We start from the raw sequence: 23,207 nt of genomic DNA, 5'->3' as shown, positions 1-23,207 counted from the left end.
ACCTCCTTAGTGATCACGGAATTGTGTTTGGTAAAAAACCAAAGCGAGGGTGAGTAAGAAAAGACTATTTTGAACCAAAACGGAGGTGGCCAGATCTAGACCCAGTAAGCCTAGTAAACAGGTTACCAACGTTGGAATTCCTAGGGAATATAGAATGATATGAAGGGACTCTTTGAAGCCTTTCAGAGAGTTAAAGCGCGATTTGCTGACCAAGTATAGGAGTGCGGCACTCCCTAGGGTTAGTAAGAAGAAGTTCAAACTAAGCAATCCCCAGGAAAGTAGCAATATAAAAAGACTGATGACCAAGCGATTATGATTAAACCAAGCTTTATTTAGAGACTGGATCCAAGTATCCGAACGGCTTAAAGCCTTGGTCTCTAGTCCTCCATAAGAAAAACGTGCAACTTCTTGATTTGACTGCATTAACCGTGCCATGTCTTCCTGAAATTCCCAGACAAAGCCCGAACTTTGTGGAACCTTTTCCCCAATAATAATCCAATCTTCTCCTACCTTCCAGGAGGTTTTCTGACTAATCCGAGCCTGTCTCTGGTCAAAGGTGATTCCTGTAGCAGCGATTCTATCCACTTGTTCTTGATCAAAGGCTCGATAGGCTTGAGGAACCAGTTGCTCCAAAGGGTAGGAAGTTCGTTGTAAGTTTACCCAACTGACAGGGATACATGTAAGAGCTAAGAGGAAAATCCAGGTAAAGAGGAGCTGCGGCCAGGTTAGGCATTGACGCTTCTCAAAGGCTCGGCGAAAGGGGAAAAGATTTTGGAAATAACTAAAGGGGTAGGGCAAGGTGGTGTCCTTTCTAATGAGTGAAAAAGGTGGGACAAGCTTATCCCTTGTCACCACCACTCGTTAAACCAGAAACAAAGTTCTTTTGTAGGAAGAAGAACAAAATACAGATTGGCAAGGCTGTTAACACGGCTCCGGCAGCGAAGAAAGAGATCTTTAGATTTTTAGGATCGCTGACAAAGGTACGGAGCCCAACTGCTACGGTATAGTATTCTTTTTCCCGTAAAAGAAAGCTAGAGAGGATGTAGTCTCCAAAAGGTCCCATAAAGGCCCAAAGAGCTTGAACTGCAACCATAGGACGAACGAGGGGAAGAACAATCTGCCAAAAGCGGCGGAAGTGTCCAGCGCCATCAATCTTAGCGGACTCATCCAAAGAAATTGGTACCGTATCAAAGTAGCCTTTCATCAACCAAGCATTCATTGGAATACCACCTCCGACATAGAGGAAGATGAGGAACCAGCTTTGGTTTAGTGCATTGAGCATCAAGGCCATAACGAAGAAGGCAGTGAGAGCTGCAATAGTAGGTACCATTTGAATAATGAGGAAGAATACCAAACTTTGTTTACGAGCAATAAAATTGTAGCGGCTATAGGCATAACCAGCTAATACTACAATAGAGGTTTGAATCAACATTGTCAATACAGCAATTAGTAAAGTATTGGTGTACCACGTTCCAAAGAGAGTATCGGTAAAGAGACCGCTAAAGTTGTCTAAGGAAAGTTGGATATTGCTGTCTAATTTAAAGGCAACCACGTTCCCAGATTTGAAAGCTGAGGAAATGGTGATGGCCAAAGGATACAAAATAATGACTGATAGGAGGCCCAAGTAAAGATAAGTTAATCCTTGATTGAGGCGTCTTTTAAAGGTAATGGAACGTTGCATTATACATCCTCCATATCAAAAGCGTGCAATTTCTTGAAGGCAATCATAGAGATACCGATTACGATAATGGAGATAATAAGGGTAACGGCAGCCGCCATCGAGTATTGCGGAGCAGTACCAGTAGTAAGTCGGTAAATCCAGGAAATCAAGATGTCTGTAGAACCGGCACCTCCCCCCACACTTCCAGGTCCCCCTTCATTGAAGAGGTAGATAATCGAGAAGTTGTTGAAGTTGAAGGTATATTGACTAATCAAAGTTGGAGCAGCAACGGCCAAAATCATTGGAAAGGTAATCTTGGTAAATTTTTGCCAGCTATTAGCTCCATCAATATAGGCTGCCTCATATAAGTCATGTGGAATAGATTGTAGGATACCTAGAGTGAGGACATAGATATATGGGAAGCCTAACCAGCCCTGCATCAGAATCAGGGCTACCTTGCTCCAGAAAGGATCGGTTTTCCAAGGAATGAGAACGCCATCTAAGAAAGGTACTACCTTGGAAATAGCTGGGATAACTTGGGTATTGATAGCTCCAATGGAATCATTGAACATGTTGGAGAAGGTCATGATCGTAATGAAGGCAGGAACCGCCCAAGGGAGAAGGAAAATAACCCCAAAAATTCGTTTTCCTTTGATAAACGGTTGATTGGAAATAATGGCGGTAAAAATGCCAAGGGTAATTTGTAACGTAGATGCCGCCAAAGCCCAAATAATGGTCCAGCTCAAGACAGAACCAAAGGCTGATCTGAACGTAGATAGTTGCCAAATATTCATGAAGTTGGTCAAACCTACCCATTCCAAGAGCTTTGCTGGGGGCAAATGCTTGAAATCATAGTTGGTAAAGGCGATTAAAATTGTCACCAAGACCGGAAAAACAATGGCGAAAATCATAGCCACATAGGAAGGGACAATTAATAAATAAGGGAATCCATTTTCATAAATAGAACGACTCATTTCATGCCAAGTTGTAGCAACAGGTAGCCCCTGGTTCCAACGATTGGCAGTCTTGTGAGCATCCCATAGATTAAAGCCATAAAAAACAAAATAGGCAAGAACAAAAATGAGATGGAAGGTCCCTTGAATTAGTAAGAAGAGGGAATTATCTCTTCCTCGCATAGATCCCAGTGTGACCAAGCCTTGTAATTGAAAGAGCGCTGTTGTAAAGAAATAAATTAAGAATACAAGTGTAATCCCTAAGAAAATTCCTCCTTTAACCTTTTGGCGATTATACATCTGCCCTAGTCCGGGAATAAGGGATAAGAGAAGTGCTTTTTTTGCGTTTTGTTGTTCCATAAATCAGTCCTCGTTGAGATAGGATTGCATTGGGATAAAGAGCGATCGTTTTCAAAAATCAAAATCCTTGTTGTCAGCTTCACCGTGTCCGACCAAGTGATCTTCTTCGGTAGATTTCGACTGCTAGTGAGCCTCCATCATGATGACGAATCTTTGTCAAAGCAAGTTCTAAAATAACAGAGAGGCTAAGACTTAGAGTCCCAGCCTGCTCTCGCTAACAGATAAGGGTTTTGAGAAAAGATCTCTTTTCACCCGGTATAGAGAGATGGGTTACTCTCCGAATTTTTGATCAATGCTATCTTTGATGAGTTTCACCGCATCATTGGCAGCTGCTTTTGGTTCTTTTTTACCACTTACGGCTTCAAAAAGCATAGTTGCTGCTGGATCCCAAACAGTAGACATTTCAGAGATGCTTGGCATTGGCTGAGCAGAATCGAATTGTTTTACAACGGCATTTGCCAGCTCATCCTTGCTATCGATCGCATATTTACGAGCTTCAGTGTTGGCAGGAACTTCATGGTTCTTGTCATAGAAAGCTTTTTGCTGATCGGTTGAAGTCAAGAAGTTTAGGAATTCTTGAGCTCCATCGATGTTCTTAGAAGCTACAGGAATAACCCAAGCTTTACCACCAGCAAAGGCTTCGTAATCCATTCCACCAGGAAGAGTTGGGATTGTTGCAACACCATAGTTGATACCTGCATCTTTATAAGCTGCAGCTTTCCAAGGTCCGTCGATAACAGCTGCTGTTTTCTTTTCTTGGAATTGAGATTCAATTAAGTTGGCTGCACCTTTTTGGTCCTGCATTCCTTTAGGCCATTTTGCATACCATGTTTTAGCGTATTCCAATCCTTTGATGGAGCCGTCATTGGCAAGACCGATATCTTTGGCATTGGTACCGTCTTTACCAAAGACATAACCTCCATTACCGCCTAGGAGTCCATAAGCATAGTAGAAGTTGACCCAGTCAGCAAGGAAGGCCGTATTTTTACCTTCTTCCCCCTCAAAGTTATAGGCTGGATCTTCCGCTAATTTTTCGACTTCTTCAAAGGTCTTAGGCGCTTCTGAAATCAGATCTTTGTTATAGTAGAGCACCAAGGTTTCAATAACAGCAGGTGCACCGTAAACATGACCATCAGCAGCTGTTACCAATTTTTTAGTAGTATCGTCGGTTTTGCTCTCTTCAGATAAGGTTACTTCTGCCAATTGCCCATCATTTCCAAGACTTCCCACACGGTCGTATGGCGCCATCATGACATCCACAACCTCACCAGATTGGTTATCTAGAGAAAGGTTATCTAAGCCAGTCAATTGGTCTCCAGTTTTAATGCTGACTTTTGTTCCACTTTCTTTTTCAAAAGCTTGAGCAGCCTCTTCAATATATGATTTATATTGTTCTTCAACATAAACTGTTAGTTCTTTACTACCGGAATCAGAATTTTGTGAACTATTGCTGCAGGCTACCAAAACACCAGCAAAAGCAATCGTTGAAAGAAGTGCGGTTGTTTTAAGAATTCTCTTCTTCATGATGGGTGTCTCCTTTATCTAGCTCATTAGAGCAAACGTTTTCTTTTAACAAAGAAATTATATCAAAAAATGCAAGCGGTTGCAAGCGGTGAGGAAAAATTTTTTATGATAAAATAAAACAAGGGAAAACTTCTTTATATAAAGGTATTTCCAAGTCAACCCCAGGTGGTTTTTTCAAGAAATTTTCAATCAAAAATGAAAGTGAAAAATTGCCTAAATTTATCTTGCTTTTGGCAGGTAAAAGGGATATAATAGCTGTGCAAACGTTTTCGCAAATTGTGCGTAAACGAAATGGAAAAACAGGTGAGGTATACTTATGAAGCAACGTCAAAGTGGTGTATTGATGCACATCTCTTCCCTACCTGGGAAATACGGGATTGGATCTTTTGGTCAATCAGCCTATGACTTTGTGGACTTCTTGGTCCGTACAAAACAACGCTATTGGCAGATTCTTCCATTGGGAACAACGAGCTATGGAGATTCTCCCTACCAATCTTTCTCTGCTTTTGCAGGAAATACCCATTTCATTGATTTGGATTTGTTGATTCAAGATGGTTTGTTAACAGAAACGGATCTTGAAGGTGTTGATTTTGGTCAAGATCCAGAAAAAGTAGATTACGAAAAGATTTTTTATAACCGTCGTCCTATTTTGGAGAAGGCTGTAGTTAATTTTATGGCTAAAGGTTACAACTCTGACTATCAACATTTCTTGGTAGATGCTGCTGGTTGGTTGGATACTTTTGCCGAATATATGGCCATCAAAGAACATTTTGATCAAAAATCATGGTTAGATTGGCCGGATGAAGCCGCTAAGAGCCGTGAGCCACGAGCAATTGCAGAGTATCGTGAAAAATTGGCTCCTGCCCTCAATTATCATCGTGTAACCCAGTATTTCTTCTTTAAACAGTGGTTGGCTCTTAAAGCGTATGCTAATGAGAATTACATTGAGATTGTTGGGGATATGCCAATTTATGTGGCAGCTGACTCCTCTGAAATGTGGTCACAACCGCATTACTTCAAAACGGATGAAGAAGGTCGTCCGTCTTGGATTGCCGGAGTACCACCAGATGCCTTTACAGCGGAAGGTCAACTTTGGGGAAATCCAATCTATGATTGGGATGCCATGAAAGCAGACAACTATGCTTGGTGGATTAAGCGTTTAGAAGAAAGTTTCAAAGTTTATGATGTGGTTCGGATTGACCACTTCCGTGGTTTTGAATCTTACTGGGAAGTTCCAGCTGGAGCTGAGAATGCTATCGGTGGTCGTTGGGTTAAAGGTCCTGACTATGATCTCTTCAAGACCGTTAAAGAAAAATTGGGTGATTTGAACATTATCGCGGAAGATCTTGGTTACATGACTCAAGAAGTCTATGATTTTCGTGAGAAGACAGGTTTCCCTGGCATGAAGATTTTGGAATTTGCTTTTGATCCAGAAGGTGATAGCCAAGACATGCCGCATCATGCTAAGAACAACTCTGTTATGTATACAGGAACCCATGATAACGATACGGTTGTGGGATGGTATGAGAATGAAGCGGATGAAGCTACACGTCACTTTATGGAATTATATACCAACAAGCGAGCGGACGAATCAGTTCCAGCTGCAATGTTGCGGACAGTATACTCTTCAGTCAGCTTTATGGCTATCGCAACCATGCAAGACCTTTTAGGTTTGGGAAGTGAAGCACGGATGAATACCCCTTCTACACTTGGTCAAAACTGGGTATGGCGCATGACAGAAGAGCAATTGAGCCAAGAGGTTGAGGCTCTTCTCACTTATCTCACAATGACCTATCGTCGTTCTAACGAGAACCTATCGAACTAAGAAAGGTAAGGACATTTCCTATGGCAACTTTATCCCTTAAAAACATTTTTAAACGTTATGACAATGGGTATGAAGCCGTTAAGGACTTTAATTTGGAAGTGGTTGACAAGGAGTTTATTGCTCTTGTTGGCCCATCCGGATGTGGAAAATCTACAACCCTCCGTATGATTGCTGGTTTGGAAGATATCACCCAAGGTGAGTTTTACATTGATCAAGACTTGGTGAATGATGTAGAACCTAAAGATCGTGATATTGCCATGGTTTTCCAATCTTATGCTCTTTATCCCCACATGACGGTCTTTGAAAACATGGCTTTTGCTTTGAATTTACGCAAAGAACCTAAAGAAGAAATCAAGAAAAAAGTGGAGGAAGCGGCTGAAATCTTAGGCCTCAGCCATCTTTTAGATCGCCTACCGAAAGCCTTGTCTGGTGGACAACGGCAACGGGTTGCTTTGGGGCGGGCCATTGTCCGAGCTCCAAAAGTTTTCTTGATGGATGAGCCACTTTCAAACTTGGATGCTAAGTTACGGGGTGATATGCGGGCTGAAATCATCCGTATTACGCAACGCCTTGGAGCAACGACTATTTATGTAACCCATGACCAGACGGAAGCCATGACAATGGCAGACCGCATTGTGGTTATGAATATTGGTGAAGTGCAACAAATTGGAACCCCAAAAGAAATTTATGAAAACCCACGCAATTTGTTTGTGGCTGGTTTCGTAGGAGCTCCAACGATGAATTTTATCAGTGGGCGTATTCAAGGAGATCATTTCATTGCCGAAAATGGAACAGATTTCAAATTGGCTCAAGGGCAATATGCTCAACTCAAAGCCAAAGGCTATGATGGTAAGGAAGTCATCTTGGGAATTCGTCCAGAAAATATTTCCAATGATCCGCTTGTCTTGGAAACCTATCCGCAATCGCAATTTAAAGCCGATGTGGATTTTGCGGAATTGTTAGGTGCTGAGTACATTGTACATACGCACTTAGGGAATACCAATCTGAAAGCGATTGTTCACAGCCGACAAGATGTCCATATGGGTCAAAAAATGGCTCTGGCTCTTGATATGAACCGTGCACACTTTTTTGACAAAGAAAACGAAGAAAATATTTTACATTAACGTATAGAAAATCAACATTTAGGAGAATAGAAAATTATCATGCTAGATTTTAAAGACTATGTAAGTCAAGTCCAAAATAAAAATTTGGCTGACTGTTCAAATGAAGAGATTTATGTGGCTCTTTTGAACTATACCAAAGAGTTCTCTGCAGAACTACCTTACAATGATGCTAAGAAAAAACTCTACTACATCTCAGCTGAGTTTTTGATTGGTAAACTATTGTCTAACAACTTGATTAACCTTGGTTTGTATGAAACGGTTAAGGATGAGTTGGCTGCTGCAGGTAAGAGCTTGGCAGAAGTGGAAGATGTTGAATTGGAACCATCCTTGGGTAACGGAGGATTGGGACGTTTGGCAGCCTGCTTCCTAGATTCCATCGCAACTCTGAATTTGAATGGTGACGGTGTTGGTCTAAACTACCACTACGGTCTTTTCCAACAAGTCTTGAAAAATAATGAGCAAACAACAATCCCAAATCACTGGATTGAAGATCAAAACTGGTTGATTCGTTCAGAACGTACTTATAATGTGCCATTTGCTCACTTTAGCCTTCGTTCAACCCTTTATGATATCGATGTGCCAGGTTATAAAACTGGCAAGAGAAATCGTCTACGTCTCTTTGATTTAGATACAGTTGACGGTGCTATTATTCATGACGGTATTCAGTTTGATAAGACGGATATCTTGAAAAACTTGACCCTTTTCTTGTACCCAGATGACTCTAACCGTCAAGGTGAATTGCTTCGTATTTTCCAACAATACTTCATGGTCAGCAATGCAGCTCAGTTGATTTTGGATGAGGCAGTTGAAAAAGGAAGTAACTTGTATGACCTTCCAGACTATGCTGTAATCCAAATTAATGATACTCACCCATCCTTGGTTATTCCAGAAATGATTCGTTTATTGCAAGAACGTGGATTGAGCTTTACAGATGCTGTAGCGATTGTGAAACGTATGACTGCTTATACAAACCACACCATTCTTGCAGAAGCTTTGGAAAAATGGCCATTAGAATTCCTTGAAGAAGTAGTTCCACATCTTGTTCCAATCATCAAACAATTGGATGCGGATGTGAAAGCCAATTATAAGGATGAATCCGTTGCGATTATCGACAAGGATAATCGTGTGCATATGGCTCATATGGATATCCACTACGGATACTCTGTTAACGGGGTGGCAGCTCTTCACACAGATATCTTGAAAGATACTGAGTTGAATAACTTCTACAAGTTGTACCCAGAGAAATTCAACAACAAGACAAACGGAATCACTTTCCGTCGTTGGTTGATGCATGTAAACCCAGAGTTGACCAAATTGATTGATCAAGAAATTGGTCGTGACTGGCATCATGATGCAGAGCTCTTGCAAGGTCTTCTAGATGTTGAAAATCGTGCTGCTGTGAAAGAACGTTTAGAAACGATTAAACGTGAAAATAAAGAGAAATTGGCAAAACACTTGAAGGAAAAACAAGGAATTGAATTGAATACCAATGCCATTTTTGATACTCAAATCAAACGCCTTCATGAGTACAAACGCCAACAAATGAACGCTCTTTATGTGGTTTACAAGTATTTAGACATCAAAGCTGGAAATATTCCGGCTCGTCCTGTAACAATGCTCTTTGGTGGTAAAGCGGCGCCTGCCTATACCATTGCTCAAGATATCATCCACATGATTATGACACTTTCTGAAATTATCAAAAACGATCCAGAAGTGGCACCACACTTGCAAGTAGTTATGGTGGAAAACTATAACGTTACAGAAGCAAGCTACCTCATTCCTGCAACTGATATTTCTGAACAAATTTCTCTTGCTTCTAAAGAAGCATCTGGTACTGGTAATATGAAATTCATGTTGAACGGTGCTCTTACCTTGGGGACATCAGATGGAGCGAATGTGGAAATTCATGAATTGGTTGGCAATGATAATATCTTTATCTTCGGTCAAGATAGCCAAACTGTTATCGACCTTTACGAAACACATGGCTACGATTCTTATCACTATTATGAAAAAGAAGCAATCCGTCCATTAGTAGACTTCATTGTTAGCGATCAAATGCGAGAAACTGGACATCCAGAACGCTTGGAGCGTCTCCACAATGAGTTGATGAATAAAGACTGGTTTATGACCCTTCTTGACTTGGAAGATTATATCCAAGTTAAAGAGGCAACCTTGGCTGCTTACGAAGACCGTGATAGTTGGTTGGATAAAGTCTTGGTAAACATCGCCATGGCAGGATTCTTCTCATCTGACCGTACTATCGCTCAATACAATGAGCAAGTTTGGCATTTGGAACCAACGAAATAATGTGAGAGAAAAAGAAAAAGGTTTGAAAACGACGTTTTCAAACCTTTTTCAAAATAGGACTCTGCCTTTACAAATAACTAGGCAAGGGTTAAAATAGTAATAGAAAGTCTACTAGGAGATTTCACATGCGAACACGATTCTTTTTGTTCTTAGCTAGCTTATTATTTATTCTCACTGCTTGCGGGACTAAGCCTGCATCTGAGTCAAAAGAGAGCTCGTCTACCAGTTCAAGACAAGAAGCTTCAAGTAGTTCGAAGACCTCTTCAAGTGAAACACCGAGCTCCAATGAAATCCAGGAATCCACTATCAATCTCCAAGGAATTTTAGAAGGTGATTATTCCAGTTTGGTAGGGACTTGGGTGAATGATAAAGGGGAGGCTCTCCGTATTGAAGCAGACGGCAGTAGTGATCGTTTTGATGCTTCAATTTTTAACGGACTAGAGGAGAAGGAGGGAAGCCTGGTATCTGATCATTATAAGATTGGCGGGGCTTTATCTGCTATTACCATCGTTCCAGCAGGGCAAAAACTGCCCTTTCATGACCAAGTTGCTACGGCAGATAGCTTGGTTATCGGGACGAGCTCAGAGGCAGCCCAGCATGCTTTTAAACGAGCACAGTAACTATTGTCATATTTAAAGAGGCTGGATCCTACAATCCCGCCTCTTTCTTGCTATTTAGAAAGAGGATTTGTTGTGACAGAAATTCTTGAATTACCAGAGGTCCTAGCCAACCAAATTGCTGCTGGAGAAGTAGTTGAACGTCCCAGTAGTGTGGTTAAGGAACTCTTAGAAAACGCCATTGATGCAGGCAGCCAGTCGATTGAAATTCGTTTGCAGGAAGCTGGGCTTAAACTAATTGAAATCCGAGATGATGGTCGTGGGATTGCCTTTGGAGAGTTAGCACTAGCCCTGAAGCGTCATGCAACCAGCAAAATTAAACGTCAGGCTGATCTGTTTCGAATTCGGACCTTGGGTTTTCGAGGGGAAGCTCTCCCTTCCATCGCATCCGTCAGTCGTCTAACCCTGGAAAGTTTGGAAGCTGGAGCTAAGAAAGGCCAGAGATTGGTGACACAGGCAGGTGAAATTTTGGAAGAGGAGACCATCAGTCGTGCTCAAGGAACAACTGTCCGAGTGGCTGATCTTTTTTATAACACTCCAGCTCGCCTCAAATATATGCGTAGTCCCCAGTCGGAGCTTTCCCATGTTGTGGATGTGGTCAATCGTCTCAGTCTGGCCCATCCAAGGATCTCGTTTACCCTGATTCATGAGGATAAGCAGCTCCTCCAAACCAGTGGTCAGGGCGATCTACGTCAGGTGTTAGCAGCCATTTATGGCTTAACAACTGCACGTAAGATGGTCGAAGTGGAGGCCCATGACCTAGATATTTCCGTTCATGGTTATGTGAGTTTGCCAGAATTAACCCGTGCCAATCGTTCCTATATTACCCTGCTTGTCAATGGCCGCTATATCAAAAATTTCTTGCTCAATCGGGCGATTCTCGAAGGTTATGGCAGTAAGCTTATGATTGGCCGCTTCCCCTTAGTTGTTTTAGACATTGAATTGGATCCTTTTCTAGCGGATGTGAACGTCCATCCAACTAAGCAAGAATTGCGTTTGTCAAAAGAAAAAGAGGTCATGGACCTGATTCGCCAGGCTATTCAAGAGGCCCTAAAAGAGCAGGATCTGATTCCCGATGCTTTGGAAAATTTAGCCAAATCCGCTGTTCAGAAAGTCGATAAGCCGGTACAAACCAGCCTAGTTTTGGAAGAGAATCCGGTCTATTTCCAACCGAGCCCCAAAGAGGAACCTGACTCCTCCGCTCCTCTTGCAGTAGTAGAAGAGTCTGTTGCGACTAGTTCGGTTCACTTTGCTCAACGACAAGATGCAGATTACGGTGATTTGGACCACCCTGAGTTGGATTTGGCAAGTCTGGAAAAAGCTTACGGCAAGCTAGATGGTGAGGAAACCGCAACCTTCCCCCAACTAGAGTACTTTGGGCAAATGCACGGAACCTATCTTTTTGCTCAGGGGAAAGAGGGGCTTTATATCGTGGACCAGCATGCAGCTCAGGAAAGAGTCAAATATGAGGAGTACCGTCAATCCATTGGTGAAGTTTCGGGGGATCAGCAACAATTATTGGTACCCTATATCTTCGAATTTTCAGCAGGGGATGCCCTTCGTGTGAAAGAGCAACTGCCTATTTTAAGGGAGGTTGGTATTCACTTGTCTGATTATGGGAACAATCAGTTCATCTTGCGGGAACATCCTATTTGGTTTAAGGAAGAGGAGATTGAAGCGGGTGTTTACGAGATGTGTGATATGCTGCTACTGACCAAGGAGGTCTCAATCCATAAGTATCGAGCTGAATTGGCCATTATGATGAGTTGCAAACGGTCGATTAAGGCCAATCATGCCTTGGATGAGCAGTCTGCTCGTCATCTCCTCTACCAATTGAGTCTTTGCCAAAATCCTTATAATTGTCCTCATGGACGACCTGTTTTAGTGCATTTTACGAATAGAGATATGGAGAAGATGTTTCGACGTATTCAGGAGAATCACAAGAGTCTCCGAGAATTTGGGAAATACGAATAGAAAGTAAGAAAATCATGTTTGAATATATGAAAGGTCAGCTGACCAAGATTCGCACCAATGCTCTTGTTTTAGAGGTTTCGGGGATTGGTTATTTAATCCATGTGGCAAATCCGTATGCCTATAGCGGGCAGGTCAACCAAGAGTTGACCCTCTATCTCTACCAAGCGGTTCGAGAAGACGCCCATACCTTGTATGGTTTTCGAGATGAGGCGGAGAAGGAACTCTTTTTACACCTGATTTCGGTTTCGGGGATTGGACCTACTTCAGCCCTAGCTATTATTGCGGCTGATGATCATGAAGGTCTTGTTCAGGCCATTAGCGAAAAAAATAGCACCTATTTAACTAAATTCCCTAAAATTGGAAAAAAGACAGCCCAACAGATGATTTTGGATTTAGAAGGCAAGTTGCAAGCGAGTGAGTCTCAGCCACTCAAAACTACAGTAGCTGCTGCTAATCAAGCTTTGGACGAGGCTATGGAAGCCTTGCAAGCCTTGGGATATAAGGCTGCGGAATTGAAAAAAATTCGTAAATTCTTTGATGGAACTACGGATACGGCTGAAAATTATATGAAATCAGCTTTGAAAATGTTGGTGAAATAAAGGAGACGGTCATGAAGGCAGAGATCATTGCAGTAGGGACGGAGCTTTTAATGGGGCAAATTGCCAATACCAATGCCCAATTTCTTTCTCAAGAATTAGCAGGTTTGGGAATTGGAGTCTACTACCATACGGTTGTAGGGGATAATGTGGAACGCTTGACAGAGGTGTTGACTATTGCACAAAAGCGGGCGGATTGGGTGATTCTTTCTGGAGGTTTGGGGCCAACAGAGGATGATTTAACCAAACAAACCTTGGCTGCTTTTTTGGAACGGGAGTTAAGACCTGATCCAGCAGCTATGGCCAAGCTAGATGCCTTCTTTGCTAGCAATCCTAAGCGAATCCGGACAGCTAACAATGATCGCCAGGCTGATATGATTGAAGGAGCGCGTGCCCTGCCCAACCGAACAGGTTTGGCTGTAGGGAGTTTGATTGAGGACCAGGGTGTTACATATGTAGTCCTACCTGGTCCACCGAGCGAACTCAAGCCCATGTTCTTGGAACAGGTAGCCCCTCTGTTGAAACAGGAACAAGCCCTTTATTCGAGAGTTCTCCGTTTCTTTGGGATTGGTGAAAGTCAATTGGTGACCCATCTTGTAGATTTAATCGCCAATCAGACAAATCCGACTCTGGCTCCCTATGCTAAGGTAGGAGAAGTGACCTTACGGTTGACTGCTCAAGCTGCTACTCCAGAAGCAGGAGGAGAACTTTTAGACCGTTTAGAACAAGCGATTCTTCAAGAGGGAAATTTGAAAGACTATCTCTATGCTTATGGAGATGATCAAAGTCTAGCTCGGACAGTCCTTGATTTGTTGAAGGAAAATCGCCTGACCTTGACAGCAGCGGAAAGTTTGACGGCCGGTTTGTTGCAAGCCGAGTTAGCACAATTACCGGGGGCTTCTGCGGTCTTTCCGGGTGGTTTTGTGACCTACAGTCTAGAGCAAAAAAGCCAGATGTTGGGAATCCCTCAAGAAGAATTACAGGTGGCTGGTGTTGTTTCAGCCTGGACTGCTGAAAGGATGGCTGAAGGTGCCCGCGCCCGTACGGGAGCAGATTTAGCCATTAGCCTGACTGGGGTTGCGGGTCCAGACCAGCTGGAAGGACAAGAAGTAGGGACAGTTTGGCTAGGTCTGGCTGGCCCTACAGGGACCAATAGCCATCGTCTTTATTTAGGGGGGCGAGACCGCAACACCATCCGCCAGCTTGCAGTTTTAGAAGCTTTTAATTTAATACGGGAAACTTTAATCAAGTAAGAGATTTTGCTATAATGGAGGAAGTGTCTTGTGCTTGAAATAAGGAGAAAAAATGGCAAAAAAACAAAAAAAATTACCTGAAATCACCAAAAAATTTGGTGATGAACGGAAAAAAGCCCTTGAAGACGCGATGAAAGTCATCGAAAAGGATTTCGGTAAGGGATCCATTATGCGTCTGGGAGAACGGATGGATCAGAAGGTTCAGGTCATGAGTTCAGGAAGCTTGGCTTTGGACATTGCTTTGGGAGCTGGTGGTTACCCTAAAGGCCGGATTATCGAGATTTATGGACCGGAGAGTTCTGGTAAAACAACAGTAGCTCTGCATGCGGTAGCCCAAGCTCAGAAAGAAGGGGGGATTGCAGCCTTTATTGATGCTGAGCATGCTTTGGATCCGGCCTATGCCCAAGCACTTGGAGTCAATATTGATGAGCTTCTACTCTCTCAACCAGACTCTGGGGAGCAAGGATTAGAGATTGCTGGAAAATTGATTGATTCTGGTGCGATTGACTTAGTGGTTATCGATTCGGTTGCAGCCTTGGTTCCACGAGCTGAAATCGATGGGGATATTGGTGACAATCACGTTGGTTTGCAGGCTCGGATGATGAGTCAGGCTATGCGAAAATTGGGATCTTCCATCAATAAAACCAAGACGGTGGCTATCTTTATCAACCAGCTTCGGGAAAAGGTCGGGGTTATGTTTGGAAGTCCTGAAACTACACCGGGTGGTCGTGCCCTTAAATTTTATGCCTCTGTTCGTTTAGATGTTCGTGGAAATTCCCAAATTAAGGGGACTGGCGACCAGAAGGATGAGAACATTGGTAAGGAAACCAAGATTAAGGTTGTAAAGAACAAGATTGCACCACCATTTAAAGAGGCTGTTGTTGAAATCATCTATGGAGAGGGGATTTCTGCAGCTGGTGAGCTGGTTAAGATTGCCAGTGATTTGGATATTATTAAAAAATCGGGAGCTTGGTATTCTTATGGAGATGATAAGATTGGTCAGGGTTCTGAGAATGCTAAGAAGTTTCTTAAGGAAAATCCAGCTATTTTTGAAGAAGTTGATCGCAAGGTCCGTCAACACTTTGGCCTACCAGTAGCAGAATTGCCAGAAGGAGAGGTTGTAGACAATTCCTCACAACCAGAGATAGATGAGAAGGTTTTAGAAGAGGCTGCGGATATGGCTCAAGATTTACCTTTAGATTTAGAAGCGATTGAAATCGAAGAATAAATGTCTATCTAATTGGAAAATCAGAATACACGTAAAATTTCAAACAGGACTGGTCTGAAAGGCTTGGGGCACCGTTGAATATGCTGCTTTTAGAACTAAAATTCCTGCTAGGGGATTGATAAAGTCAGATTTTGACAGTTATGAGTGTGAAAAGTCGGTCTAGGGACCGATGGCCTATTGCCCAAAATTCGTTAAACTAACAGTAGTGTAGCGAAAGGAGGATTTTGTATGATCAAAATTTACACAGTTTCAAGTTGCACAAGCTGTAAAAAAGCAAAAACCTGGTTAACTCAACATCAACTAAGCTATAAAGAAAACAATATTGGAAAAGATGGTATCACAAGGGAAGAGCTTATGGCAATTCTCGCTAAGACCGATAACGGTATTGCTAGCATTGTCTCTTCTAAAAATCGCTATGCCAAGAGCCTAGGGATTGATTTAGACGAGCTACCACTTAGCGAAGTCGTAGATATTATTTTGGAGAATCCACGGATTTTGAAGAGTCCCATTATGCTAGATAACAAACGTCTTCAAGTAGGCTACAAAGAGGATGATATCCGAGCTTTTCTTCCACGATCGGTTCGTAATGTGGAGAATGCAGAAGCCCGTTTGCGTGCGGCTCTTTAATTCCCAAAAGCTGGTGCTGTTTCGCACCAGCTTTTTTGTCAGTAGAAAGACAGTATGATAAAATAGAGGCTGAGAGGAGACTCAAATCATGAAAAAACTTTTAATAACAGCTACGGCTAGTTTGTTGGTGCTAGCTGGGTGTGGCCAAGCTAAAAAAGCCAGTAAGCCCGGAGAGGAAACGGTGAAAATTACGTCGACCCTTCCCATTCTAACTGAGAAAGTTGATGAGAATGCTGTTCAGAAAAAACGTTTGGAATTCCCAACAGCTGAGGATGGCACTACGACAGTCCAAACCTTAACTTACCAAGGAGATCAGTATCTAACCTTTGAAGTCGAAGTTATTAGTCCACTAACCGATGAACTAAAACAGTCTGTCGAAGAAGTTGGGGTAGAAGAAACCAACAATCGTCTGAAAACAAGTTTGGAAGAAGATGAGAAATATAAATCGGCTACAGCTGTCCGAGGATTTACCAGTACTATAGAGATTCTTGAAGATCAACGCTTGAAGAATTTATCAACTTATAATTTCCAAGATTTAGACTTGGAAGGAATTCGAAACAACACATATTTCCAAGGAAGTGGGATTATTGAGATGAGTGAGGTGAAACCAAGTAAATTCTTGGAAATTCGCCAATCCAATGGAGCTGTTGTAACCGACGCTCCCTAAGCTTTGATTGTGTTCCCTCTTTGAGTATGATATAATGAGGAAATACTAGATGAGAAAGAAGGTGTAATAGTGAGTTTTACAGATGAAACAGTCCGTTTTAATCTTGATGATTCGAATAAAAAGGAAATCAGCGAGACTTTGACCCATGTTTACACGTCCCTAAGCGAAAAAGGCTACAATCCCATCAACCAAATCGTTGGGTATGTTCTAAGCGGGGACCCAGCTTATGTGCCCCGTTACAATGATGCTCGCAATCAAATCCGTAAATACGAACGCGACGAGATTGTTGAAGAACTGGTCCGCTATTACTTGAAAGGACAAGGAGTCGATTTCGAATGAGAATTATGGGCCTTGATGTAGGCTCCAAAACGGTTGGAGTCGCTATCTCAGATCCCTTGGGCTTTACCGCTCAGGGATTAGAGATCATTCCCATTGATGAAGAAAAAGGTGAGTTTGGTTTTGAACGCCTCTCTCAACTTGTCCAAGAATATAAAGTAGACCAATTTGTGATTGGTCTACCCAAAAATATGAATAATACGAGCGGACCTCGCGTTGAAGCGAGTCAAGCTTACGGGGCAAAATTAGAGTCGGAGTTTGGCAAGCCTGTCGCCTATCAGGATGAACGTTTAACAACTGTTGCGGCAGAACGTATGTTGATTGAGCAGGCGGATGTCAGTCGTTCCAAACGTAAGAAAGTTATTGATAAATTAGCGGCTCAATTGATTTTGCAAAATTACTTAGACCGCCATTTTTAGGAGGAAACCATGTCACATTCACATGAAGAACACGAACGCGATGTTATTACCCTGGTAGATGATGCTGGGAATGAGAGCTTGTTTGAGATTATCTTGACCATTGACGGACGCGAAGAATTTGGAAAGAACTATGTTCTATTAATGCCTGTCGGTGCAGAAGAAGATGAAGAAGGTCAAATCGAAATCCAAGCCTATTCATACACTGAAAATGAAGACGGTACAGAAGGCGATCTCCAACCAATCCCAGAAGACTCAAACGCAGAATGGGACATGATTGAAGAAGTCTTTAACAGTTTCATGACAGAGGAGTAAAAAGGTCCAGTGGACCTTTTTAGCAGCTGACGAGAAATAGAGACTCGGCTAGGTCCAGTGGACCTTTTTAGCAGCTGACGAGAAATAGAGACTCAGCTAGGTCCAGTGGCTCCTGCCCGAATTGAAATGGGCTGTTAGCTTTCAGAGTTGTCGTTAGAAAATAGTTAAATAAGGAGGAAGTCAAGGCGGGTACTGATGGTATGTGCCGGGGCTTTTTCTTTTTTTATTCGGTTTAGGATAGTGGAGGAACAATGAATCAGAAGGAATTAGAAGCGTGGTTTGAGAGCCGTATCGGTTTAAATTTCCCCAAAGGACAGGAGCGATTTTTACAAGCACTGGACTTACTGGGGCATCCTGAGCGGGATTTTGCCAGTATTCAAATTGGAGGAACGAATGGCAAGGGCTCGACTCAGGCGTTTTTGAGTCAGTTGCTTCAAGATCAAGGATTGAAAGTTGGAGCTTTTACGTCCCCTCATTTAGAGGATATGCGGGAGCGGGTTCGTCTAAATGGAACTTTGATTCCCTTGGCGAGTTTATGGGAAATTGTGCAGCAAATTCAGACGGTAGAGGCTCAAATGGATGCCGGCCCCTTATCCTATTTTGAACTGTGGACTTGTGTGGCTTTTATGTATTTTTCCAGAGAAGCGGTGGATGTTGCACTGCTGGAGGTGGGGATTGGTGGACGTCAGGATGTTACCAATCTAGTGGAAAGCGATTTGGCACTGATCACCTCAATTGGTTTGGATCATCAAGAGGTTTTGGGGAATAGCCTGGAAGCTATTGCTAGGGAGAAAGCTGGTATTATCAATCGTACCCAACGTCTACTTTTGGGGCCTGTGTCCGCAAGTTTACTTCCTATTTTTGAGGAGGAGGCCAGTCTGTATGGGAATCCTATTTATCAGTATGGTCGAGATTTTGTCTGGCAGGATCAGTTTTTTTTGGCGGGTGATATTTGTTTGGAGGGGTTGCAACTGGGTCTTTTGGGAGCCTTCCAACAGGAAAATGCAGCTTTAGCCTTGATGGCAGTATTTTGTTGGGCTGATATCAAGGGATTAGAGCTTGACCAGGCTCAGATGCGGGTTTCGCTGGGGCGCGTGAACTGGCCTGGTCGCCTGGAAGAACTTGAGGCAGGGGTTTATTTGGATGGGGCTCATAATGTACCTGCCATGGAGCGTTTACTCCAGTTTGTTGAGAGCCATGTGTGGGAAGCGCCGATTTTTCTTTTAGGTTTTTTACCGAGAAAAAATTATACAGATATGCTGGTCTATTTACGGGAACACTTGCCACAAGCCGAATTTTATCTAGTGCCGTTTGAGGGTGGATTAGAGGATGGAACATCCTTGGGGTTAGAGCGTCTGGACAGGGATTTGGTCTCTTTTATTCGAAATGAGAAAAAACGTCCGATTTTCATTACAGGTTCATTACATTTTGTCGGTCAGGTGCGAAAAGGTTGGATAAGTGAGTAAAAAACCTAACATTTTGATAAAAATGGTGTATACTAGATGGGAAAAAGTAGTTTAGGAGTAGCAAAATGTCCAAGAAATGGCTGACCATAGGGATGGTTTTACTTCTTGCCCTAGGATTGACAGCCTGCTCGACAAAATCGAAGCAAGAGCAACCTGTAGAAGAAGAAACAGTTTTAGCGATTCCAGAGAATTTAGATGGTACTTATATGTCATCAGCTGAGGAAGAAAATTATCACTTGACCATGAAAGATGGGCAAGGGACCTTAATCTCAGATGATATGAATGGCAATAAAATTGTTCAACATGTGGAAATTATTGATTCGGAAGGTATGATGGTTGACGAGGAATATATGCTCTATCGTGTGGAGAATCACCAATTATATATTACAGATACTGAATACGATTATGACGGAGAGTTGGAGCCTGAGAAGGTTTTTAAACGAACTGGATAAGTAAGAGGGAAAACTGTGCGTAAATTACGATTAATCATGTGGAAATATGGCTTTAGTATTGCAATTATGTTGGCAGAATTAACTCTGGTTTTTACTGCCTTCTTTTATTTTGGCAGCATGTTTCCCTATGTTTGGTTAGGATTTATTGTATTGATCACGCTTGCCACCGTTATTTCAATCTTTAATCGAAATATGGCACCGGATAGTAAGGTGACTTGGCTATTGGTGGCCATGATACCCGTCTTAGGCCCTTTACTTTACATTATGTTTGGTGAAAGACGGCTCTCCAAAAAAGAAATCCAACAGTTGGAGGCTATTGGCAAATATGATTTTTTCGTTCCTTCCTCTCAGTCCAAGCTGGAGGAGATTCGGGAAGACAATCAATCTGTTGCTGGCATTATGCAAGCCCTGCTTAAAACGGATACGAATGCTGCTATCTATACGGGAACTCAATCAGAGTATTTTGCTTTAGGGGAAGAGTATTTCCACTCGCTTTTACAGGACTTAGAAGCTGCCCAGAAATTCATCTTTTTGGAATATTACATTGTTGAGCCCGGTTTGATGTGGGACCAAATATTGGAAATCCTTAAATGTAAGGCAGCTCAAGGGGTAGAGGTTAAATTTCTTTACGATGATATCGGTTGTATGGCTACCCTGCCAGGAGATTATGTTCGGCAATTACGAGCGATGGGCATTGAAGCCCATCGCTTCAACAAAGTAGTTCCACGAATGACCGTTGTTTATAATAACCGCGACCATCGTAAAATTTTGGTTATAGATGGAGAAGTTGGGTATACTGGCGGTGTGAATTTAGCTGATGAGTACATTAACCAACGCTTACGCTTTGGACATTGGAAAGACGGTGGTATTCGTTTAGAAGGGCAAGCTGTACAGGCTCTTGTTCGGCTCTTTTTGATTAACTGGTATATCAACCAAGGTCAGTTGGAAGCGATTGATCGTTACCACTTTTTGGAAGAAAAAAAAGAAGGGCAAGGTTATTACATTCCCTATGGTTCTGGGCCAAAGCCTATGTATAGAGATCCTGTTGGGAAAAAGGTTTATCAGAATTTAATTACACAGGCTCAAGATTATGTTTATATCACGACCCCTTATCTGATCATGGATTATGACTTGACCGAGGATATCAAAAATGCAGCTTTAAGAGGAGTGGATGTTCGTATCGTGACCCCTTATATCCCTGATAAAAAGGTGATTCAGCTGGTCACTCGTGGAGCCTATCTTGATTTATTGAGTGCCGGCGTTCGTATTTTTGAATATGAACCGGGCTTTGTGCATTCGAAAAATGTTTTGGTTGATGATCACTTGGGTGTGGTAGGAACCATCAATTTTGATTACCGTAGTCTAGTCCATCACTATGAAAATGCTGTGCTCATGTATAAAACGAATAGTTTAGAAGACATGGGCAAGGATTTTCAATCCATTTTTGACCAATCTATTGAAGTGACGGATCAGACCTTTAAACCGGTTTGGTATCAGCGCTTGATTAAGGAAGTGGTCCAGATTTTTGCGCCACTCCTCTAGTGAAAAGATGGGCAAGGAATTTTGATTGGAAGTTCCGAGTGCCCTTCTTTTTTGGTATACTAGAAAGGAATGAAAAAAGGAGTGTGCTATGATGGAACAACATGCGAAATCTCGTTGGGAACGTCGGTCCAAACATCGAATCTCACACGATGATTTGAAGGAAGATATTCACCTTCCCTTTGTCAGCCCCTTGATTTGGAGTTTTTTGCTGGCCTTTTTCAGTGTGGCGAATCCCTTTCTTATAAATGTTGCAACGAATCTACAGGAACAGATCCTTTATGCGGCTTGGGCCTTGCAGCAGGGGCAACTGCCTTATGCGGACTTTTATGGTACAGCTGGGATTTTATTTTATGGATTGATCTGGTTGGGTTCCTCTTACCAGGGAACTATTCTTTTGATTGGTCTCCAGTTTCTTGTTTTGTATGTGAGTGGGCGTAAGGCCTTTGCCTTGGCTCATCGCTTATCAGGCAAGGCAGAGGTAGCTGGAGCATCGACCCATTTCTTTTATTTTTTAATCCTCATTTTAGGGTTTGGAGGTCTCTATCCTCTTCTCTTTACGCTTCCTTTTTTGTTACTTGCATGTAATTTGTTATTAGATTTGAGCCAGGACGAAGAAGCAAACAAGGGATTCTTTAAATATGGAGCACTTGCTGCTGTAGTGGTAATGATTGATCCTTTTACGGGTCTCTTCTTTTACGGGGTTAATTTCCTCTATCTTTTCTATCGTAATCTTCGAGCTAAAAAATCTGCTAGAGGTCTGTCACAATTATTAGCCGCTTTAATCGGTTTTTCGCTTGTATTTTATCCATTAGGTTACATCACTGTCTGGAATGGGACCTTTGGCCAGGCCTTGAATCAGACTTCTTATATGTGGCAGAGCTTGCGGTTTGAGGGGCTTAGTCAATTACAGCCGGCTCTCTTTTATTTCCTTGTAGTGCTAGGCCTCGGTTTACCTATGGGATTGATTGGGTTAAGTCAAGCCCCTCGTACGGAGAAAGGTCTTTTCTTCTTACCCTTGGGAATCTTGGGAAGTTTGGGGATCTGGCTTGTTGCGAGCACCCAGGGGGAATTTGCTTTTCATCAATTATTGCCAGGTATTCCTTACTTCTGGTTGCTACAGGTATTCATTTTTGATCGCATACAGAGTGGTGTTCAATATGGTCGACATCAGAAGATGCGGAAGGAGACTTCTCTTTTCCGGAGATATGTGACCAATCTGTTTTACCTACCGTTACTGTTAGGGGCTGTTTTGGTTTTTCTTCCTTTAGGAGTAAGAGTGATTGGGGAGAGAGCACTGAATGCAGAGCGTCAAAATGTGTTAGCCTATTTACAACAAGAATCCAACAGATCGGATATTATTTATGCTTGGGATAGTCGAGCTAACTGGTACCAAGCCTCTGGTAAATGGTCAGCATCAGCTCTTCTCAGTCCAGCCTATTACTTATATTTACCAGAAAATCAACTACGTTTGGCGAATGATTTAGAAAGTGTTCGTCCGCGTTATATGGTAGTGAATTCTAATCAACCTCTCCTAGAAGATGTGGAGAAGGAATTGGCAACGACTTACACGGAGTTGGAGACAGAACTTCAAACTCTCAAGCTTTATGAAAGAAAGTAAGATTATGGGAAAATATCAACTAGATGATAAGGGGAAAGCCCAGGTACGACGCTTCCATGAGAAAAACGCTCGTAAACAAGGTGCGTTGAAAAATAGTAAGACAAATCTTTTGGAAAAAATGAAAAAAATTCAAGAATCACAGAAAATGCCTTAGAATATTTTCTTAAATTTCTATGTTTCCACTATAAGTAGAGTCCGTAAGGGCTCTTTTTTCGGTCTTATACTTAACAAAAAACAAAAATAGCTGTATACTATAAAGTATGAAAGTCGAACTAAATGAATATCAAATTAACGAATTGAAGCAAGCTCTGAAAGATAAAAAGAATGCACAACACCATAGGAAAATC

Annotated in this window: 22 protein-coding genes; 18 read left to right on the top strand and 4 right to left on the bottom strand. The window is 42.3% G+C overall.

The window, feature by feature from the left end:
- Positions 1-6: 6 nt before the first annotated feature.
- The 4 genes from E4T71_RS01530 to E4T71_RS01515 all read right to left on the bottom strand — a co-directional run bounded on the left by E4T71_RS01530 (position 7) and on the right by E4T71_RS01515 (position 4,497).
- Complete coding sequence (locus tag E4T71_RS01530) at positions 7-798, bottom strand: hypothetical protein (RefSeq protein WP_135035826.1); 792 nt, start codon at positions 796-798, stop codon at positions 7-9.
- Between the two features lie 40 nt (positions 799-838).
- The gene (locus E4T71_RS01525; protein WP_135035823.1) at positions 839-1,681 is read right to left on the bottom strand and encodes a sugar ABC transporter permease; all 843 of its coding nucleotides are present in this window, start codon (positions 1,679-1,681) and stop codon (positions 839-841) included.
- Positions 1,681-2,973 (bottom strand): sugar ABC transporter permease, encoded by a 1,293-nt coding sequence (locus E4T71_RS01520; RefSeq protein WP_135035820.1) that lies wholly within the window; start codon positions 2,971-2,973, stop codon positions 1,681-1,683. The genes E4T71_RS01525 and E4T71_RS01520 overlap by 1 nt, the downstream gene beginning before the upstream one ends.
- Before the next feature lie 270 nt (positions 2,974-3,243).
- A complete protein-coding gene (locus E4T71_RS01515) occupies positions 3,244-4,497 on the bottom strand; it encodes an extracellular solute-binding protein (RefSeq protein ID WP_135035817.1) in 1,254 nt (417 codons plus the stop codon).
- A gap of 316 nt (positions 4,498-4,813) precedes the next feature.
- On the opposite strand from E4T71_RS01515, the gene malQ reads away from it, so the two are divergent.
- The 18 genes from malQ (at position 4,814) to E4T71_RS09740 (ending at position 23,014) form a co-directional block, all read left to right on the top strand.
- The gene (malQ, locus tag E4T71_RS01510) at positions 4,814-6,322 is read left to right on the top strand and encodes a 4-alpha-glucanotransferase (RefSeq protein WP_135035814.1); all 1,509 of its coding nucleotides are present in this window, start codon (positions 4,814-4,816) and stop codon (positions 6,320-6,322) included.
- 20 nt (positions 6,323-6,342) lie between these two features.
- Positions 6,343-7,446, top strand: a complete 1,104-nt coding sequence (locus E4T71_RS01505; protein ID WP_135035812.1) for an ABC transporter ATP-binding protein — start codon at positions 6,343-6,345, stop codon at positions 7,444-7,446.
- A gap of 39 nt (positions 7,447-7,485) precedes the next feature.
- Positions 7,486-9,753, top strand: a complete 2,268-nt coding sequence (locus tag E4T71_RS01500; protein ID WP_135035809.1) for a glycogen/starch/alpha-glucan phosphorylase — start codon at positions 7,486-7,488, stop codon at positions 9,751-9,753.
- Positions 9,754-9,878: 125 nt separating this feature from the next.
- Entirely contained in the window at positions 9,879-10,373 is a 495-nt protein-coding gene (locus tag E4T71_RS01495) for a DUF6287 domain-containing protein (RefSeq protein WP_135035806.1), read from the top strand.
- A 72-nt stretch (positions 10,374-10,445) separates the two neighbouring features.
- A complete protein-coding gene (mutL, locus tag E4T71_RS01490) occupies positions 10,446-12,344 on the top strand; it encodes a DNA mismatch repair endonuclease MutL (protein ID WP_135035803.1) in 1,899 nt (632 codons plus the stop codon).
- Between the two features lie 14 nt (positions 12,345-12,358).
- Positions 12,359-12,943, top strand: coding sequence for a Holliday junction branch migration protein RuvA (gene ruvA, locus E4T71_RS01485; RefSeq protein ID WP_135035800.1), 585 nt, complete (start codon positions 12,359-12,361; stop codon positions 12,941-12,943).
- Between the two features lie 11 nt (positions 12,944-12,954).
- A complete protein-coding gene (locus tag E4T71_RS01480; RefSeq protein ID WP_135035797.1) occupies positions 12,955-14,193 on the top strand; it encodes a competence/damage-inducible protein A in 1,239 nt (412 codons plus the stop codon).
- A gap of 52 nt (positions 14,194-14,245) precedes the next feature.
- Complete coding sequence (gene recA, locus E4T71_RS01475; RefSeq protein WP_135035794.1) at positions 14,246-15,421, top strand: recombinase RecA; 1,176 nt, start codon at positions 14,246-14,248, stop codon at positions 15,419-15,421.
- Positions 15,422-15,649: 228 nt separating this feature from the next.
- Entirely contained in the window at positions 15,650-16,048 is a 399-nt protein-coding gene (gene spx, locus E4T71_RS01470; RefSeq protein ID WP_135035791.1) for a transcriptional regulator Spx, read from the top strand.
- A gap of 88 nt (positions 16,049-16,136) precedes the next feature.
- Positions 16,137-16,715, top strand: coding sequence for an SP0191 family lipoprotein (locus E4T71_RS01465; RefSeq protein WP_135035787.1), 579 nt, complete (start codon positions 16,137-16,139; stop codon positions 16,713-16,715).
- Between the two features lie 69 nt (positions 16,716-16,784).
- Positions 16,785-17,054, top strand: coding sequence for an IreB family regulatory phosphoprotein (locus E4T71_RS01460; RefSeq protein ID WP_135035784.1), 270 nt, complete (start codon positions 16,785-16,787; stop codon positions 17,052-17,054).
- On the top strand, positions 17,051-17,470 hold the full coding sequence (gene ruvX / locus E4T71_RS01455) for a Holliday junction resolvase RuvX (protein WP_135035781.1): 420 nt from the start codon (positions 17,051-17,053) through the stop codon (positions 17,468-17,470). Before E4T71_RS01460 ends, ruvX begins: the two co-directional genes overlap by 4 nt.
- Before the next feature lie 9 nt (positions 17,471-17,479).
- Positions 17,480-17,782: a DUF1292 domain-containing protein gene (locus E4T71_RS01450; protein WP_135035778.1), complete on the top strand. Its 303-nt coding sequence runs from the start codon at positions 17,480-17,482 to the stop codon at positions 17,780-17,782.
- A 251-nt stretch (positions 17,783-18,033) separates the two neighbouring features.
- A complete protein-coding gene (locus tag E4T71_RS01445; protein ID WP_135035775.1) occupies positions 18,034-19,248 on the top strand; it encodes a folylpolyglutamate synthase/dihydrofolate synthase family protein in 1,215 nt (404 codons plus the stop codon).
- Positions 19,249-19,313: 65 nt separating this feature from the next.
- Positions 19,314-19,700 (top strand): hypothetical protein, encoded by a 387-nt coding sequence (locus E4T71_RS01440; protein WP_135035772.1) that lies wholly within the window; start codon positions 19,314-19,316, stop codon positions 19,698-19,700.
- A 36-nt stretch (positions 19,701-19,736) separates the two neighbouring features.
- On the top strand, positions 19,737-21,242 hold the full coding sequence (gene cls, locus E4T71_RS01435) for a cardiolipin synthase (protein WP_135035872.1): 1,506 nt from the start codon (positions 19,737-19,739) through the stop codon (positions 21,240-21,242).
- Positions 21,243-21,330: 88 nt separating this feature from the next.
- Positions 21,331-22,860 (top strand): heme transporter CcmD, encoded by a 1,530-nt coding sequence (locus E4T71_RS01430; protein ID WP_135035769.1) that lies wholly within the window; start codon positions 21,331-21,333, stop codon positions 22,858-22,860.
- 4 nt (positions 22,861-22,864) lie between these two features.
- Complete coding sequence (locus E4T71_RS09740; RefSeq protein ID WP_167758453.1) at positions 22,865-23,014, top strand: hypothetical protein; 150 nt, start codon at positions 22,865-22,867, stop codon at positions 23,012-23,014.
- The last annotated feature ends 193 nt before the right edge of the window (positions 23,015-23,207 follow it).

This window comes from Streptococcus sp. WM07 (assembly GCF_004570525.1).
Classification (GTDB): Bacteria; Bacillota; Bacilli; order Lactobacillales; family Streptococcaceae; genus Streptococcus.
The sequence above is the reverse complement of the archived record's forward strand: the minus strand, read 5'-3'. Positions and strand labels throughout refer to the sequence as shown.